The organism is Streptomyces glaucescens, from assembly GCF_002154375.1.
GTDB lineage: Bacteria > Actinomycetota > Actinomycetes > Streptomycetales > Streptomycetaceae > Streptomyces > Streptomyces glaucescens.
The window spans coordinates 1-15,221 of sequence record NZ_MUND01000306.1; the positions used below are offsets into that span (position 1 = coordinate 1).

Here is a 15,221-nt window from a genome sequence, read left to right on the forward strand (position 1 = left end):
CCGCGAGCAGCAGCTGCTGCTTGTCGCGGAAGTGGTGCAGCAGTCCGGCATCGGTGATCTCGGCGTCGCGGGCGATCCGGGCGAGGGAGGTCTTCCGGTATCCGTCCTGGCCGAAGCGCAGCAGCGCGGCCTCCAGGATCTGGGTGCGCCGTGCCCGGCCTGCCATGTACTGGCCCCGTGGCCCCCTGGGTGTCGCCATGGCAGAACCCTACCGGTGGGTGTGCGGGGCCTGTGGATCACCGTCCGCCCGTGGTCGCGCTGTGTGATGTGCGCCACAAGCTCGATACCTAGCGAGTACTAGGTATTGGGGTCATCATCGACGTCACGCGCTGACGGCTTGCCGCGCTGCCACGTCCCCCGAACGACGTGCCCATGCCGCGCCTCCTCCCCGTCCCACCCCCCTCGCGCTCCGACTCCCCATGGCACCTCGTGAAAGGAGGGCTGGCATGACGCCGACGTCGCCAAGCCCCTCGGTCGACCGCGCAGCACCGGCCGACGCGGACGGCCGGTGGACACCCCGCCTCGTCCTGCTGCTGATCGCTCTCGCCTGGCCGACCCAACTGCTGGCCGCGGGCGGCATCCTCGGGGCCAACGCGACAGCGGGTGTCGCGCAGGCCTTCCACACCACCCAGGTGGTGTGGTTCGGCCTGACCCTGACCCTCGTGTCCACCCTGCTCACACCTTTCGCGATCAAGCTGGGCGACCTCTACGGCAAGAAGCGCGTCATGCTCGCCATGACGGCCCTGGGAACCCTCGGCGAGTTGCTCGCCGCCCTGGCCGGGAGCTTCTGGCTGGTCCTCGCGGGCCGCGCGATCGCCGGGTGCTACGGGCCCTTCGGCGCCCTGTCGTTCGCGGCGGTGCGGGACACCTTCCCACCCCGCCTGGTCAAACAGGCCAGCGGGATCATGGGCAGCAGCGTGGGCCTGGTGGCTCTCGTCTCTCCGTTCCTGGCGGGCTGGCTGGTCGACAACTGGGGATACCGCGGCGCCCTGTGGTTCCTCGCCGCCGCCACCGCCGTCGCCTTCGCCCTGGTCGCGCTGCTGGTCCCCGAGACACCGCGGCACGCCTTCGACGCCGGCTTCGACTGGCTGGGCGGCCTCGTCCTCGGCGGCGGACTGACGGCCGTCGTCTACGCCGTCGGCCAGGGACAGAGCTGGGGCTGGTCCGACGCGCGCACCCTGGGCTGGCTGGGAGCGGGCGCCGTCGCGCTGGTCGCGTTCCTGTTCGTGGAGCGCTCCAGCCCGCACCCCATCCTGGACCTGCGCGTCCTGCGCCGCCGCCCGGTCGCCCTGGCGCTCACCGCGGGAGGGCTCGCCCAGACCGTCGCCTTCACGATGCCCGGCCTCGCCATCCTGCTCGCCCTCTACCCGCACATGCCGGGCATCTCCGCAGGCCTGGGCTGGACGGCCCACCACAACGCCGTCGTCAGCGTGAGCTGGAACCTGGTCATGTTCGGCACCGGCCTGCTCGTCAGCCGCTGCCTGCGCCACTACGACGCCCGCCGGATCTGGTGCGCCGGGCTGGCGGCGATGGCCGTCGGCTACACCCTCGTCGGCTTCTTCCACGGCACCGAACTCCAGCTCATCCTCACGTCCTGCGTCGCCAACATCGGCGCCGGCGTCGTCGTCGCGGGAGCGCCGGCCCTCGTCGTCGGCGTCGTCTCACGCGACGAGCAAGGACTGGGCAGCGGCATGCTCAACATGCTGGTCAGCCTGTTCGGGGCCATCCTCACCGCCGGCGCCTACGCCGTCCTCGCGTCGGACAGCACCGTCGTCGAGGGCACCGCCTTCTACCTGGACACCGGCTATTCCTGGGTCTTCTGGCTCGGTGCCCTGGTCACGCTGGCCGCCCTGATCCTCTCCCTGCTCATTCCGCCCTTGCGCGATCCGGTGGACGAGGAGGCGGTGCCCGGCACACCGTCCGCCTGAGCGTCACCCGTCACGCGCGTGCCCGGGGGCGAGGAGAGCCCGGGCGGCGGTGAGACGGAAGGCCGGGGCCCCGCTGTGGGCCCCGGCCGCGTGCGCGGCCGTGCCGCTCGGCTGCCGCGGAGAGGACGGGCAGAGGATGGGGGGCGTAGGTGTCGGCGGCTCAGACGCGCGTCCACCCGGTCCAAGTGGTGGACGCCCCGACGGTGACGATCGGCTGCCTGCCGCCCCCGCGCGCACTCGGCGAAGGGCGGCACGTCTCCAGACCAGTCGTTCCTGCGGCAGATCGAGCCCGAGAAGTTCGCGCCGACATGAGCGAGGCGGCGAAGTAATGGCCGCCATCGAGGGTACGCCGCGTCCGGCCGTTCCCCACGGGACCCGGTCGGCCACGGCACGTGGCGGACGCCGCGGCCTCGGCGAAGTACTGAGACGGTCGCACCCGCCCTCCTCCTGTTCGACCTGTTCGTCCTGCTCGCCGTCGGCCACGTCCTGCTGATCGAGCGGGGCTGGGACCCGTTCCAGGGCCGGTGGGCCCGGCCCGGCGTTCATCGGCGAGTGCGTTGTCGGGCAACGAGGTGTCGGTTGCTCCACTGGTCCCCGCAGCTGGACTCGGCTGTAGGGACGCGAAGGGCCCCGCACGAAACCGGGAGGTCGGGGGTTCACGTGCGGGACCGCTCACGGGTGGGGGTCGTCAGACTCCGATCAGGGTGTACGTGCCCGTGCCGTCCTGCCTGCCGCTGGAGTACTGGCGTATGAACTCCCCGTCGGCGTACCGGTCGTGGCCCATCATGGAGCCGGTGTGCTTGTTCTGCACACCGACCTTCGAGCTGCCGGGTACGTCGCGGTAGACGTAGAACCGCTGCAGGTCGTCCTCCGTGCAGGGGGCCGTCATCAGGACCGCCCGTTCGGTGGCCGCGTTCTGCTCGGCGATGGTCGCGCACCCGCCGTTGCCCCAGTTCCACAGGGACGCCTCGAGGACCCCGTTGTGCTCCGTCACGTTGCACAGGCGCCAGTGGTCCAGGTGGGCGCTGAAGATCGTCGAGGGCCGCAGCCGGACACCGTCGTCCGCCAGGAGCGGCGCGCCCCAGGACAGGGGCTTGCCGGGTACGGCGATCTTGTAGGCGCCGGCCGTGCAGTCGAGAGCCGCCCGCGCGCTGGGCTCGGTGGCCTTGGGCTGTTCGGCGGACGTGCCGCTGGTGAGAGCCGGACGCTGCACGAGGCGGTCCCGCTTCTGCTTCGCCGTCGGCGCCACCGCACCCGCCGGGTGCTCGGCCTTCGCGACGGCCGAGCCGCAGTCGAGGAGGTCTTGTGCCTTGGCCGTGATGCTGCCTGCGGGCACGCTGTCCTGGCAGCGCACCGCGCCTTCCTCGAGGGTGGTGTAGGTGGTGAAGCTGCCGCTGCCGGACCCCTCGATCCACTCCAGCGCCCAACTGCCGTCGCCCTGTTGGACGCGGTTGCAGTTGAGGCTTCCGTACGTACCGGTGACCTTCTTGGTGCCCTTGTAGACGCCGTAGTAGCCGGGCTGGCTGAAGTTCCACGTGACCGAATTCGACACGCTGCTGGTGGAGGAGTAGTCGACCTTTACGTTCAGGCCCAGGCTCGCGCCGACCTTGCCGAGGGTCTCGACGGCGAAACTGCTCTCGACATTGCCGTTGAGGCCGACGGAGACCGAGATGGTCGTCTGCATGCTGGTGCTGACGGTCTGGTTGCCGGTTGTGCCCTCGGTGACGTACCAGCCCTTGAAGTGGGTGATCGTCGGGGACACTTCGGTGGTCTTGATGTACGGGTGGCGTGTGCCGAGGTCGGCCGCCGTACAGGTGTCGCCGGGCTGCGGCGCCGTCGTGTCGGTGGGTGCTGCGGCAGCCGGTGCGGCGGCAAGGCTCATGGCGGAAACCGCCGAGGCGGCCGCCATAGCGGTCACCACCATGAGTGATCTGCCGATGCGACTGACGGGTCCTATGGAGCGCATCGTTGCCTGTGTCCCCCTGGTCGTTTGAGTCCGGTCGGGGTGAATGTAGCGGCCACCTGGGGTGGTGGCATGAGGCCCGAACTAGCCACAAATGGCCACGGAGGGGCTTATTCCGACCCTGGCGCGGGCCGTTGCCGGGGTCAAATGGAGCTGCACCAGGGCGAGGAGAACCACGCAGAGACGCTGTCCTACGACACTCCACGGTCCGGGTCGGTGGCGCGTACTATCTGGGCGGTCGAGTGCCCGGCTGAGGCTGAGAGCTTCAGTTGGCGAGTGAGCCATTGAGTTGGCGGGGCCGATGCTCACATTTCTTCTGTGCATGACCGACGCGAGGGAGCGCATGCCGGTGAGGGCCTCGCCGCGCAGGCCGGCGACAACTACGGTGCTGGGGTGACTGATCTTGAAGTAGTGGCACGTGGGCTGGTTGGCGGCGAACGCTCTTTTGAACGGCTGAGATGCCATCCGCGGCTTCCGCTGGTGGCTTGCTCGGACTCCGAGCGTCCGGCAGTCCACATCTGGGACTGCGGCACGGGGGAGCTACGCGAACTTGGCTCCGTGGGCTTCACGTCGAACGCCTATGGAGATGCCCGTGGGTGGGAGCGGGCAGAACGGACGCCTGCTGTTGCGTGGCATCCGGACCAGCCGCTGCTTGTGGTGGCGGGGGAAGACGGACTGCGGCAATGGACTCCAGCTGGGGTCTCCGAGCCGGAAGGTGCTCCGGCCTTCGCCTTCTACCGCAGTCTGGCTTTCAGTCCGGACGGGCAGACCCTGTGGGGTTCACCGTCGTTTCGTGACGGAGGCGGTGGTTGGGAGAGCTCGGACGTCCTTGACCTTGCCGCCGGCACCATCGGTGTCGGACCCCGGTGGGACACAGGAGTCGCGGAGCATCCCGGGGGCGGACTTGTCGCCACGCTCAGCAGTGACCAAGGGGCCACGCACTGCCTTTTCGCGCGCGTTGATCAGGGCAGCGCGCCTGCCGTGATGAGGCCGCTCCGCCGGGCGTTGATCCTGGACTGTGACGGCTACGAGACTCCGCTCTTCAGCGTGGACGGACGTCACCTTGCGGTTCGCGGCAACGCGTACGACAACTCGGTGGAGGTTTTCGAGTTTCCTTCGTTGCGCCGGGTTCTGACCACAACCCTCGGCGACCCCAGCCCTGGCTATCCGTACCCGCAGGAGTGGCGCGACCAGATGCAAGCCTGGTCGCGTCACAATATTGCCTTCGGGGCGCGACCGGGCGTGCTGTGGATTGCCACACCCACGGGAGTGCTGGTCGAGGTGGACCTCGAAATCCGGCAAGCGGTCGAGCACGACGTGCTGACCGGATCCCGATTGTCCGCGCTGGCCGCCACAGCCACCGGCGAGCTCCTGGTCGCCGGCAGCGAGGGAGATCTGGTGCTCTTGTCCGTGCTCTCCGGCTCCACGCGGAACTGCACCGCGAACAGGGACACTTCCACGACTGCGGCCGCGGCGTTCCTGGAGACCACCGCCGAGGTTCCGGACGACGGCGACGACCTGGAGACGCACCTTGTCCTGACCGACGGAACCCGCACATGGGAAGCGGACGATCTGGCCACGACGACTGAGGCCAGCTCCACAGATCCAACCTGGCTCCAGCTTCAAGCCGCCATCAACGCGGCGCAGGTCCGGTGCGAATGAGCCGACGAACGCGACACGCGCCCTGCGACAGCGGTGGGACCGACGCTTCCGCGGGCACTTCCAGCGTGTTGCCCTAGCTCAGCGCGATCGCCAGCTGGATGTTGCAGTCGGCCGGCGGGGTGACACCCGCCCGCGCAGGAACGACGTCTCCAGGTAGCCGTTGGCCCGCTCGACCAGGCCCTTGGCCTCCGGATTCCGCGGCCCGCAGAGCAGGAACTTGATGCCCAGAAGTGCGGCGAACGCGGCGAAGTGCACCAGCCGTGTCGATGGTCGGCCTGACCAAACCTTCGGACCTCTTGCTCAACGCCGAGTCCGGATGAGGAGGGCGGCAAGAGAGAGTGCGGCCTGGTAAGCGACGGTGAGCCCGTCCGTGGCCACGGCAAGATCACGCCGGTCGATCTGGACGACCTCGGTTCCCGTGGCGAGCTGCACCGGTCGCGGTGGGAGGTCGACTGCGCACCCCTGGCACCACGTGCATCCCGAGGTGACCTGACTTTCAGCCGTGAGCAGCCCGGATACAACCCTTGCGGCCCGTCGCGAGTCAGAAACCCGTACGAGCCGCATGAGCTCACAGAGATCACGTAAGAGGATGTACACGTCATGACAGTCCGTGCCCCGCACCGTTCCCTTCGCGGCTTGTCCGCCGTTGCCGCCCTGCTCGCGATCGGCGCGGTGGGATGCTCGGAAGTCTCCGACGCCGTCGACAGCACCAAGGACACCGCGAAGAAGGCGGCGCGCCAGCAGTCGGTGTTCTCGCTGGACATCGGTGACTGCTACAACCCGAACGGCAAGGCCGAGGGGACGGCGTTCGCCGTCGAGGTCGTGCCCTGCACCGAGGCGCACGTAGGCCAGGTCGTCGGCGAGTTCGCGATCGACAAGGGTCAGGAGTATCCCGGCGACGACGAGATCTCGGCGATCGCGGACACCCGCTGCCCGGTCGAGGCGCAGAAGTACGCGCCGGACACCTGGGCGCTCCCCAAGGGCGCCGCACTCTTCTACTACACGCCGACCAAGGAGAGCTGGGCGACGGGTGACCGCGCGGTGAGCTGCACCTACACGGCGGAGAAGGGCAAGTTCAGCGGCTCGCTGAACACCGCGAAGTCCTTCAAGCCCGAGCAAATCACCTACCTCAAGGGTTCGAACGCGGTCTACGAGGCCCTGTGGGCGAACCAGCCCGAGAAGGACACCGTCGAGGACGACCTGGCCGGGTACAAGGCGCAGGCCAAGGCTGTCGCGGCCGCCCTCGACGCACACGTCGAGGGCCTGGCCGGCATCGAGGGCGCCGAGGTCGGCAAGCTCCGCTCGACGCTGACGAAGGCGGCCGGCAACTGGCAGAACGCCGCCGACGCCGCTGACGCCGACGCGTTCTACATCGCCTACGACCCGGCGTTCACCGGCATCGACCCGAACAAGTCGGTCGCCGCCCGCAAGGAATTGGGCCTGGCCACCACCGTTCCGGCCGACGAGGCCGAGGTCTGGGCGGGCTGACGCTTCATTGGTCAGCGGGGGCCGTGTCCGTCTAACCCGGCCCCCGCTTCCCGGCAGCTGGGCACGTGTCCCCACACCCGATTCCCCGACGATCGTCCCTGCCGTGCACGTCTCTCGCCCCGCCGCACGCGCACCGCTGCTCCAGCGTCCGGCGTTGCGCCGCGAGTCCAGTGCATGCTCGACGCGTCGGCGGCGCCGGCCGTGACGTTCCCGATCGCCCTGTCCGAGGCCCTGGACGACCCCGACGGCGAGCGGCTGTACGCGGTGCGGCTCCACGAGGCCCGTCGGCGTCAGGCGGAGCGAGAGGCCGCTCACCGGGAGGCGCAGCGGCTCTACGCGCTTGCGGCACCAAGGTCACCGACGAGCGCTGGCAGGAGACCAGGCAGTCCTCGTGGCCCGGCGAGTGGGACCGGTGGTGCGGGCCGTGTGCCCAGCAGGCCGCCGACCGGGCGGAGGCTGAGCGCGTCGCGCGCCGTCAGGCGGAGGAAGCCGAACGCGCGGTCGCCGAAGCGCCGGCCGTGAAGCCACGCAGCCGGTTCGGCATCGGACGCTGCCGGTAACTACGGTCACCACGGACGTGCCCGCGACGGGCCCGGCCACGCAGGCCGGGCCAGACGTCGTCTCCGGCCCCTCGTGATCGGTGGCGGCTGGAAGTCTTGTCGGATGAGCGGTGACGAGCAGCTGCTGAAGGGCCGTGTCTACGGCGCGGAGCACGACGACCCCAACCCCCGGCCCGCTCCCGAACCGGACCTGTGCCGAACCGAACTGGTCGGCGGGCCGCTGGACGGGCTGCTGCTGGACCTCCACGGCTGGCGGACCGTGGAAGTCGACGATGGTGTCGCCCTGACCACCGAGCTTTCCCGATGGCCCGGCGGTCGCGCCCTGTACGACCCGCGCACCGGCGAGCCCGCACAGTCGGGTCCGGCGTCTTCAGGTAAGCGGCGGGTGTGGTTGGCGGAGGCGACCGCGCCGCCGCGTGAGCGGCACGGCGAGCCGGGCTGTGCGTCAGACTTCGGACAGTGCGTGTCTCAGGAGGGGAGTCGCCCCGCGGTGAGTGCGAACGGGTTCTGAGCACCGATTCGAGATCAGCGGGGGTCCGGCAGTCCGCTTTCGATCTTGTTCCGGCAAGGGCCGTTTGTGCGAGCCGCGCTCTTTGAGTGAACGGGCCCGCCCGCTCCGCAGGGCGGTCGGGCCCGCCCGCGTGGCGGTCGCCGCATGCCTCCTCGAATACCCCCCAGGGTATCTCTGTTACGGTGGACCGAGATACCCCGGGGGGTAATCGTGTTGTGAGGGAGAGTGTGCCGTGTTCTTTGTCGACATCCTTGAGACGGAAGGTCTGGGCAACCGCAGCTATCTGGCCGGCGGGGCCCGGACGGCGCTGGTCGTGGATCCGCCGCGGGACATCGACCGGGTCATCGCGGCAGCGGCCCGGCGCGGGGTCAGGATTGCGGCCGTCGCCGAGACGCACGTGCACAACGACTACGTCACCGGCGGTCTGGAGCTGGCCCGGCTGACCGGAGCCCGCTACCTGGTGCCCGCCGGTGCGTCGGTGGCGTACGCCCGGGTCGCGGTGGCAGATGGCGATGCCGAGGAGATCGACGAGGGCTTGGTGCTGCGGGCCGTGGCCACCCCTGGTCACACCCCGCACCACACCTCCTACGTGCTCGAGGAGGACGGACGGGCGGTCGCCGCGTTCACCGGCGGCTCGCTGCTCATCGGCAGTGTGGGGCGCCCCGATCTGGTGGAGCCGCGGCTCACCGAGCAGCTGGCCCGAGCCCAGCACGCCTCCGCGCATCGGCTCGCCGCCGAGCTGGCCGAGGACGTGGCGGTGATGCCGACGCACGGGTTCGGCAGCTTCTGCTCCGCCAGCCAGGCCGACGGCGACCACAGCACCATCGGCACGGAGAAGGCGGCCAACCCGGCGCTGCTCCAGGACGTGGAGACGTTCGTCGAGGAGCTGCTGACCGGCCTGGACGACGTTCCGGCCTACTACGCGCACATGGGCCCGGCCAACGCCGCAGGCCCCGCCCCGGTGGACCTGACCGCGCCGGAGCGCGCTGACGCCGGGGAGATCGCCCGCAGCCTGGCGGCGGGGGAGTGGGTGGTGGACCTGCGCAACCGTGTGGCGTTCTCGGAGGGCCATGTGGCCGGCTCGTTCAACTTCGAGGTCGGGGGCCGGCTGGCCACCTACCTGGCGTGGATGATGCCCTGGGGCAAGCCGGTCACCCTGCTCGCGGAGAGCGCGGAGGGCATCTCCCGTGCGCAGCGTGAGCTGGCCCGGGTGGGCATCGATCGTCCCGCCGCCGCGGCCGTCGGTTCCCCGGCCGACTGGACCGGTGCTGGCGCACCGCTCGCGTCGTTCCCGCGGGCGACGTTCGCCGACCTGGCTGCCGCGCGTGAACGGGGCGAGGCGCCGGTGGTGCTGGATGTCCGCCGGGACGGCGAGCGGTCCGACGGCTGGATCGAGGGCAGCGTGCACATCCCGGTCCACCAGGTCCACCAGCGGCTGGGCGAGGTGCCCGCCGGGACCGTGTGGGTGCACTGCGCGGGCGGCATGCGCGCGGCGATCGCCGCCTCCGTCCTGGACGCCGGCGGCCGTGACGTCGTCGCCGTCGACGACGGCTACGCCGCGGCCGCCGACGCCGGTCTCGCCCTCGTCACACCCGCCCAGTACTGACCGCACCACCTGCCCCCACCGGCCGCTCAAACGGGCCCGGGGGTAGAGGCACCAGAGGAAGCACCATGCTCTTGTCCGAATGCCTTGGCCGCATCACACCGGCGCAGGCCCACCGTGCCGTCGAGGACGGCTCCGCACTGCTCGCCGACGTCCGTGAGGAGGACGAGCTCCGGGCCGGTCACGCGCCGGGGGCCATCCTCTCGCCGCTGTCACGACTCACTGAGGGCGCAGCTCTGCCCGGCCATGAGGACGGCCGTGACCTGGTGCTGATCCGCCGCTCCGGGCACCGTTCCCAGCAGGTCGCGCACCTGCTCGTCGAGCGCGGTGTCACGGCGGTCGACGTCACCGGTGGAATGCGTGCCTTGGCCGCCGAGGGCCTGCCTGTGAGGGACGCGCACGGGGCGGCCGGCACCGTCATATGACCGCGTTCGTCCTTGCCCTGCTCGCCGGGGCGCTGGTCGGCCTCGCCCTGGGCTCACTCGGGGCAGGCGGCAGCATCCTGGCCGTCCCCGCCCTGATCTACCTGCTCGGCTTCAGCCCGGCCGAGGCCACCACCGCCAGCCTGATCATCGTGATCGTCACCTCGCTCACCGCGCTGCTGGCCCACGCCCGGGCGGGAACGGTGCGCTGGCGGGCCGGCCTGCTGTTCGCCGCGGCCGGGCTGCCGCCCGCCGCAGCGGCCGGCCTGCTGTCCGCGCGCATCCCCGCCGCCGTGCTGACCCTGGCCTTCGCCGCCCTCGCGGTGCTCGCCGGGCTGCGCATGCTGCGCCGCCGGACACCGGCTGCGAACGGGACGGTGTCGGCGCCCCGCGCAACGGGGGCGGGAGCTGCCCTCGGCACGGTGACCGGGTTCCTCGGGGTCGGTGGCGGTTTTCTCGCCGTCCCCGCCCTGGTGGCGGCGCTGGCGGTGCCGATGAGTGCGGCCGTCGGCACGAGCCTGCTGGTCATCATCGCCAACGCGCTGGTCGCTCTCGCGGCCCGCACGGCCACCGAGGTCAGCCTGGACTGGGCCCTGATCATGCCGTTCGTCGCGACGGCGGTCCTGGGTGCCTGGGACGGCAAGCGGCTGTCCGCCAAGGTCCGGCCCGCCACCTTGCAGCGGGCCCACGGGATACGAAAGTTCTCAGGCCAGCGAAAGGAACAGCTTCTCCAGCCGGGCGCGCATCTGCGCGGAGTCCCGCACCTCGGGATCCTCGCTGGTCATGCACTGCTGCAGGCCCGTCGCGATGATCGAGAACCCGGCACGGTCCAGCGCCTTGGAGACCGCCGACAACTGCGTGACGACGTCCTCGCAGTCCCGGCCCTCCTCGATCATCTTGATCACTCCCGCGAGCTGACCCTGCGCCCGCCGCAGCCGGTTCAGCGCCGACTTCAGCTCCTCGGCACTCATGTCGAGTTGCACACCAACCTCCTCAAATACCCCCATGGGTATCGTACCGTGGCGGGGAACCGCCCAGAAAGGCATCTGCTCCGTGACCACTCCCACCGCACTCACCCCCGCCCAGACCACCGCCCGCTTCGGCGAGTTCACCGTGATCGACGTCCGCACCCCCGGCGAGTACGCCACCGGCCACCTGCCCGGCGCCCACAACATCCCCCTGGACCGCCTGGAAGAGGCCGCCGACGCCCTGAAGAAGGCCGCCCAGCGCACGCCGCTGCTCATCGTCTGCGCCTCCGGAGCCCGGTCCGCCAGGGGCTGCGCCCAGCTGGCCGCCCACGGCATCGACGCCACCACCCTCGAAGGCGGCACCGCCGCCTGGGCAGGTGCGGGCCACGAGGTCGAGCGCCCGGCGGGCGCCCGCTCGACCTGGCCCCTGGACCGCCAGGTCCGCCTCGCCGCCGGCGCCCTGGTCCTCGCCGGCTTCCTGGCCGGACTCGCCTGGACGCCCGCGCACTGGCTGTCCGGGGCCATCGGCGCCGGACTGGTCTTCTCCGGCGTGACGAACACCTGCGGCATGGCCGCAGCCCTGGCCAAGCTGCCCCACAATCAGCCGCCCAAGAACGCGGTCTCCTTCCAGGAGACCCTGCTGCGCCGGCCGCCTGAATAGCAAGGCGCGGCTGAGCACGCTGCTGCCCCGCCCCGGCGTGACTCGGGGCGAGGCAGCAACGCGCTCGGGGCCCTGCTGTCAGCGGAGGGCGACACCTGTTCCGGGACGTCGGCGCGCCAGGCCAGCCCCGCACGGACCAGCGCGCCGACCACGCTGAAGACATCAGCGAGGTTGAACGTGGGCCACCATCCCGAATGCAGGTAGTCGGCGGCCTGCCCGTCGCTCGACCCGGGTGCGGACGGCTCATGCACCGAGTGTGGTGGCTCCGGCCACACCGGGCGCGGAACCATCTGCGACCCGTGCTGGTCCTGCGGGGGACTGAACGCCTACTGACCACAAGAAGGCGGTCCCCGTCCTCGGACAGGAGTCCGGGGCGGGGCCGCCTTCTTGCGTTCGCGTAGCAGCCAGGCGGCCCTGTGATCCGCAGAAGTGTCCCGGCCGGGACACGCTCAGCGGCAGCAGTGTGAACAAGCGAAACAGGTGGAGTGACGGTCGGTCGCGCGGGCGGACGAGCAAGAATTGCGCTGGTTCGGAGCAGCGGGTCGGATGGGAGCGGAGCATCATCCCCGCACTCTTAAGTCGAGGATGTGCAGCTGGACGTCGGGCTGGCAGTGGCCGCATGCGCGCACGCCGGAGCTGAGCAGGCGGCGGGCTTCGTCCCGGTCGACGGCACGCCAGCGGGGCCCGGTCATGTGGCAGCCCCCGGCGTGGACCTCGGCGGGCTCGCGGCCGGCGCCGATCCCGAAGGCGGCGACCCAGTCGGGCGGCGCGGGCCGCAGCTGACGCCCTCGCTCTGCTTCGGCTTGCCGCTGCCTGACCGCGGCGATCTTGCGGTCGATGCGCTCCAGCCACATCGCATGCCACACCCGCAAGGTGAGCAGACGCTCCAGATCAGGTGGCAAGTCGTCGAACACATTTTTGATTCTAGCCACAAGGTCGCCCATCTCATCTCGCGTGTTCGATTTTCCGTTCGATAACGTGGATGGTGGAGGAGGTGAGCGGTGATGAGCCCGGAGACGCAGACCCACCGGCACGCGGTGGTGATGAACGTGCGCTGCCCCGACCGGCTGCCAGAAAGTACCTACCGCCAGGTCCTGGAGGAGCTGGCCGACCTCTCGCCGGTGGTGCAGGCACTGCCGCCCACGGCCGCGCTGGTCGACCTGACCGGTGCCCTGCGCTATCACGGCACTACCCCGCACCGGCTCGGCGAGGTGCTGCGGATCCGTACGATCTCCCGTCTCGGTGTCGACGTCCGGGTCGGCATCGGCCCGTCCATCACCGTCGCCGCCACCGCCTCCGCCCAGGTCCCCCCGCCCGGAGGCGTCCTCACCATCGCCCCCGACCAGACCGCGGATTGGCTCGCCCAGCTCCCAGTGGACGCCCTGCACGGCATCGGCCCCCGCCAAGCGGCGACCTTGCGGGACTACGGCATCCACACCGTCGGCCTGCTCGCCGCCGTCCCACCGACCACCGTCCAGCGCCTCCTCGGCGGCCGAGCCGGCCGCCTCGCCACCGACCACGCCCGCGGCATCGACCCCCGCCCCGTCGTTCCGAAGGCCCTGCCCGCCTCCGCCACCGCACGCTGCTCCTTCGACCGGCACACGCTGGACGGCGCCGCCGTCCGCGCCGCCCTCCTCGACCTGGTCGTCCGCCTCGGCGTGCGCCTGCGCCGCCGTGGCCAGGCCGCCCGCGCCCTGACCCTCACCCTGAAGTTCGAGGGCGGCACCTCGTGGGAGAAGACCCGCCGCCTGACCGAGTCGTCCGCCCACGACGACGACCTCCGCCGGCTCGCCTACCAGCTGATGGACGCCGCCGGCCTGCAGCGCGGCCGCCTCACCGGTATCGCCTTGCGCGGCGAGGACCTCATCGACGCCGCCCAGGTGGCCCGGCAGATCAGCCTCGACGACCCCCGCGAGGGCCGGCTGCTGGCCGAACAGGCCATGGACCGCATCCGCGACAAGTACGGACCCGCCGCCATCGGACCCGCGACCGTCTTCCGCCGCGCCTCCTGACTGACATCGCCGCCTTAACCGCCCCCGGCAACTCGTCGACGGGCACATCCCTGGGCAGCACGTGCAGAAGCCGGGTGGCCCTTGAGGACAGCCGGCAACCAACCACCACAGCGGGAACACCAGGGCTCGTACCTCCGGGGTGCACTACTTCCCGGTCCTCCCAGTCCGGCTCGTCGGCCGGCCCGGTCCGCGGATCGAAGCCCTCGGCGTGCAGATCGAGTACGTCGACGCTGAACCCGTGCGCTGCCAGCCGGTCGCGGGCCCGCTGCGCGAGCTGCGCGGTGAGCGAGTCCGACCTGGGATGGCCGACGACCACCAGGGCGTGCTTGCTTATCGACGGCCGCCTTCGAGACGGACCAGCATCTTGCCGGTGTTGGCCCCACGCATCATGCCGAGGAACGCGGCCGGTGCCTGATCGATGCCTTCGACAACGGTCTCCTCCGTGCGCAGCGACCCGTCGGCGAGCCAGGCCGCCGCCTTTTCGATCCACTCGGGAAAGAGGTCGAAGTAGCTGCTGACGAGCATGCCGCGCAGGGTGACTTCCCTGGCCGCGGCCTGGAAGAGGTTGTCGGGCCCCGGGGCCGGCTCGGTCGCGTCGTAGCCGCTGATCGCGCCGACGAGCGCGATCCGGCCGCCGGCCCGCATCGTGCCGATCGCTGCCTGGAGGTGGTCGCCGCCCACGCTGTCCAGGTAGACGTCGATGCCGTCGGGGGCGGCCTGCGCCAGCTGTTCGGCGAGGGCACGCTGGCGGTAGTCGACGGCCGCGTCGTAGCCGAAGCCGTCCAGCAGCTTCTTCGTCTTGGCGGGGCCGCCCGCTGAACCGATCACCCGCGACGCGCCGAGCTTCCTCGCCAGCTGCCCGGCCACACTGCCGACGGCCCCTGCGGCGGCGGACACGAACACCACATCGCCCTCCTCGACCGGCGCGATCCGGGTGAGCGCGGCGTACGCCGTCAGTCCGGTGGTGCCGAGGGCGCCCAGGTAGTCCTGCGGGCGGCCGAGGGCCGGGTCGATCACGGTCGCTCCGGCGGCGTCCACGACGGCGTACTCCCGCCAGCCGAGGAAGTGCGAGACGGTCGCGCCGACCGGGATGGAGGCGTCACGCGATGCGACGACCTCGCCGATCGCGCTGCCCTCCATCGCGGCGTCCAGGGCGAAGGGCGGGATGTAGGAGGGGGCGTCGTTCATGCGGCCCCGCATGTAGGGGTCGACGGACATCCAGGTGTTGCGGACCACGACCTGGCCCTCGGCGGGCTCGGGCACGGAGGTGGTGACGACGGCGAAGTTCTCGGGGACTGGGGCGCCGACGGGGCGGGAGACGAGGTGGACCTCACGGGAGCGGAGTGTCTCGGTCATGGTGTGTGATTCCTCTTCCGGTGGTGCGTTCGGGCTGATGTGACCAGCGTGGAGCGGACCGCGCACGGACCGCTGACGGATCACGCA

The 15,221-nt window shown here is 71.0% G+C and carries 14 protein-coding genes and 2 pseudogenes; 9 read left to right on the forward strand and 7 right to left on the reverse strand.

Annotated elements, in window-relative coordinates; genetic code table 11:
- Positions 1 to 199: helix-turn-helix domain-containing protein (locus tag CCN42_RS20395; protein WP_143661965.1), on the reverse strand; the 199-nt coding region annotated here is incomplete at its 3' end.
- Positions 200 to 446: 247 nt separating this feature from the next.
- On the opposite strand from CCN42_RS20395, the gene CCN42_RS20400 reads away from it, so the two are divergent.
- Positions 447 to 1,928 (forward strand): MFS transporter, encoded by a 1,482-nt coding sequence (locus tag CCN42_RS20400; protein ID WP_086737637.1) that lies wholly within the window; start codon positions 447 to 449, stop codon positions 1,926 to 1,928.
- Positions 1,929 to 2,616: 688 nt separating this feature from the next.
- On the opposite strand, the gene CCN42_RS20410 is transcribed toward CCN42_RS20400, so the two are convergent.
- Positions 2,617 to 3,894, reverse strand: coding sequence for a hypothetical protein (locus CCN42_RS20410; RefSeq protein WP_086737639.1), 1,278 nt, complete (start codon positions 3,892 to 3,894; stop codon positions 2,617 to 2,619).
- A gap of 390 nt (positions 3,895 to 4,284) precedes the next feature.
- On the opposite strand from CCN42_RS20410, the gene CCN42_RS20415 reads away from it, so the two are divergent.
- On the forward strand, positions 4,285 to 5,553 hold the full coding sequence (locus CCN42_RS20415; RefSeq protein WP_245877386.1) for a WD40 repeat domain-containing protein: 1,269 nt from the start codon (positions 4,285 to 4,287) through the stop codon (positions 5,551 to 5,553).
- A gap of 78 nt (positions 5,554 to 5,631) precedes the next feature.
- Here the strand turns inward: CCN42_RS20415 and CCN42_RS43340 are convergent, their stop codons facing one another.
- Positions 5,632 to 5,808 (reverse strand): hypothetical protein, encoded by a 177-nt coding sequence (locus tag CCN42_RS43340; protein WP_169731494.1) that lies wholly within the window; start codon positions 5,806 to 5,808, stop codon positions 5,632 to 5,634.
- Positions 5,809 to 6,153: 345 nt separating this feature from the next.
- Between CCN42_RS43340 and CCN42_RS20420 the strand changes: the two genes are divergently transcribed.
- From CCN42_RS20420 to CCN42_RS20440, 5 genes and pseudogenes are all read left to right on the forward strand, one after another.
- Positions 6,154 to 7,041, forward strand: a complete 888-nt coding sequence (locus tag CCN42_RS20420) for a septum formation family protein (protein WP_086737641.1) — start codon at positions 6,154 to 6,156, stop codon at positions 7,039 to 7,041.
- Between the two features lie 663 nt (positions 7,042 to 7,704).
- Positions 7,705 to 7,974: pseudogene (locus CCN42_RS20425) on the forward strand (hypothetical protein); the annotation flags it as partial.
- 370 nt (positions 7,975 to 8,344) lie between these two features.
- Positions 8,345 to 9,718, forward strand: a complete 1,374-nt coding sequence (locus CCN42_RS20430) for an MBL fold metallo-hydrolase (RefSeq protein WP_086737643.1) — start codon at positions 8,345 to 8,347, stop codon at positions 9,716 to 9,718.
- 65 nt (positions 9,719 to 9,783) lie between these two features.
- Positions 9,784 to 10,140, forward strand: a complete 357-nt coding sequence (locus tag CCN42_RS20435; protein WP_086737645.1) for a rhodanese-like domain-containing protein — start codon at positions 9,784 to 9,786, stop codon at positions 10,138 to 10,140.
- Positions 10,137 to 10,829 (forward strand): annotated as a pseudogene (locus tag CCN42_RS20440) (sulfite exporter TauE/SafE family protein); the annotation flags it as partial. The gene CCN42_RS20435 and the pseudogene CCN42_RS20440, both read left to right, overlap by 4 nt.
- 12 nt (positions 10,830 to 10,841) lie before the next feature.
- Here the strand turns inward: CCN42_RS20440 and CCN42_RS20445 are convergent.
- Positions 10,842 to 11,120, reverse strand: coding sequence for a metal-sensitive transcriptional regulator (locus tag CCN42_RS20445; RefSeq protein ID WP_019548565.1), 279 nt, complete (start codon positions 11,118 to 11,120; stop codon positions 10,842 to 10,844).
- Positions 11,121 to 11,190: 70 nt separating this feature from the next.
- Between CCN42_RS20445 and CCN42_RS20450 the strand changes: the two genes are divergently transcribed.
- Complete coding sequence (locus CCN42_RS20450; RefSeq protein ID WP_086737659.1) at positions 11,191 to 11,766, forward strand: rhodanese-like domain-containing protein; 576 nt, start codon at positions 11,191 to 11,193, stop codon at positions 11,764 to 11,766.
- Between the two features lie 560 nt (positions 11,767 to 12,326).
- On the opposite strand, the gene CCN42_RS20460 is transcribed toward CCN42_RS20450, so the two are convergent.
- The gene (locus tag CCN42_RS20460; protein WP_245877387.1) at positions 12,327 to 12,680 is read right to left on the reverse strand and encodes a DUF6233 domain-containing protein; all 354 of its coding nucleotides are present in this window, start codon (positions 12,678 to 12,680) and stop codon (positions 12,327 to 12,329) included.
- A gap of 90 nt (positions 12,681 to 12,770) precedes the next feature.
- Here CCN42_RS20460 and CCN42_RS20465 point away from each other — a divergent pair, with 90 nt between their 5' ends.
- Positions 12,771 to 13,778, forward strand: a complete 1,008-nt coding sequence (locus CCN42_RS20465) for a DNA polymerase Y family protein (protein ID WP_086737650.1) — start codon at positions 12,771 to 12,773, stop codon at positions 13,776 to 13,778.
- On the opposite strand, the gene CCN42_RS45890 is transcribed toward CCN42_RS20465, so the two are convergent.
- Together CCN42_RS45890 and CCN42_RS20470 are read right to left on the reverse strand one after the other, a co-directional pair.
- Complete coding sequence (locus CCN42_RS45890; RefSeq protein ID WP_339384355.1) at positions 13,660 to 14,094, reverse strand: NADPH-dependent FMN reductase family protein; 435 nt, start codon at positions 14,092 to 14,094, stop codon at positions 13,660 to 13,662. The genes CCN42_RS20465 and CCN42_RS45890 overlap by 119 nt on opposite strands.
- A 14-nt stretch (positions 14,095 to 14,108) precedes the next feature.
- On the reverse strand, positions 14,109 to 15,134 hold the full coding sequence (locus tag CCN42_RS20470) for an NADP-dependent oxidoreductase (RefSeq protein WP_086737652.1): 1,026 nt from the start codon (positions 15,132 to 15,134) through the stop codon (positions 14,109 to 14,111).
- Positions 15,135 to 15,221: the final 87 nt, after the last annotated feature.

Excerpts from the sequence above, each read along its gene's own strand:
- CCN42_RS20420 (WP_086737641.1), top strand. The coding sequence starts at position 6,154 with ATGACAGTCCGTGCCCCGCACCGTTCCCTTCGCGGCTTGTCCGCCGTT.
- CCN42_RS20435 (WP_086737645.1), top strand. The coding sequence starts at position 9,784 with ATGCTCTTGTCCGAATGCCTTGGCCGCATCACACCGGCGCAGGCCCAC.
- CCN42_RS20465 (WP_086737650.1), top strand. The coding sequence starts at position 12,771 with ATGAGCCCGGAGACGCAGACCCACCGGCACGCGGTGGTGATGAACGTG.
- CCN42_RS20470 (WP_086737652.1), bottom strand. The coding sequence starts at position 15,134 with ATGACCGAGACACTCCGCTCCCGTGAGGTCCACCTCGTCTCCCGCCCC.
- CCN42_RS20410 (WP_086737639.1), bottom strand. The coding sequence starts at position 3,894 with ATGCGCTCCATAGGACCCGTCAGTCGCATCGGCAGATCACTCATGGTG.
- CCN42_RS20400 (WP_086737637.1), top strand. The coding sequence starts at position 447 with ATGACGCCGACGTCGCCAAGCCCCTCGGTCGACCGCGCAGCACCGGCC.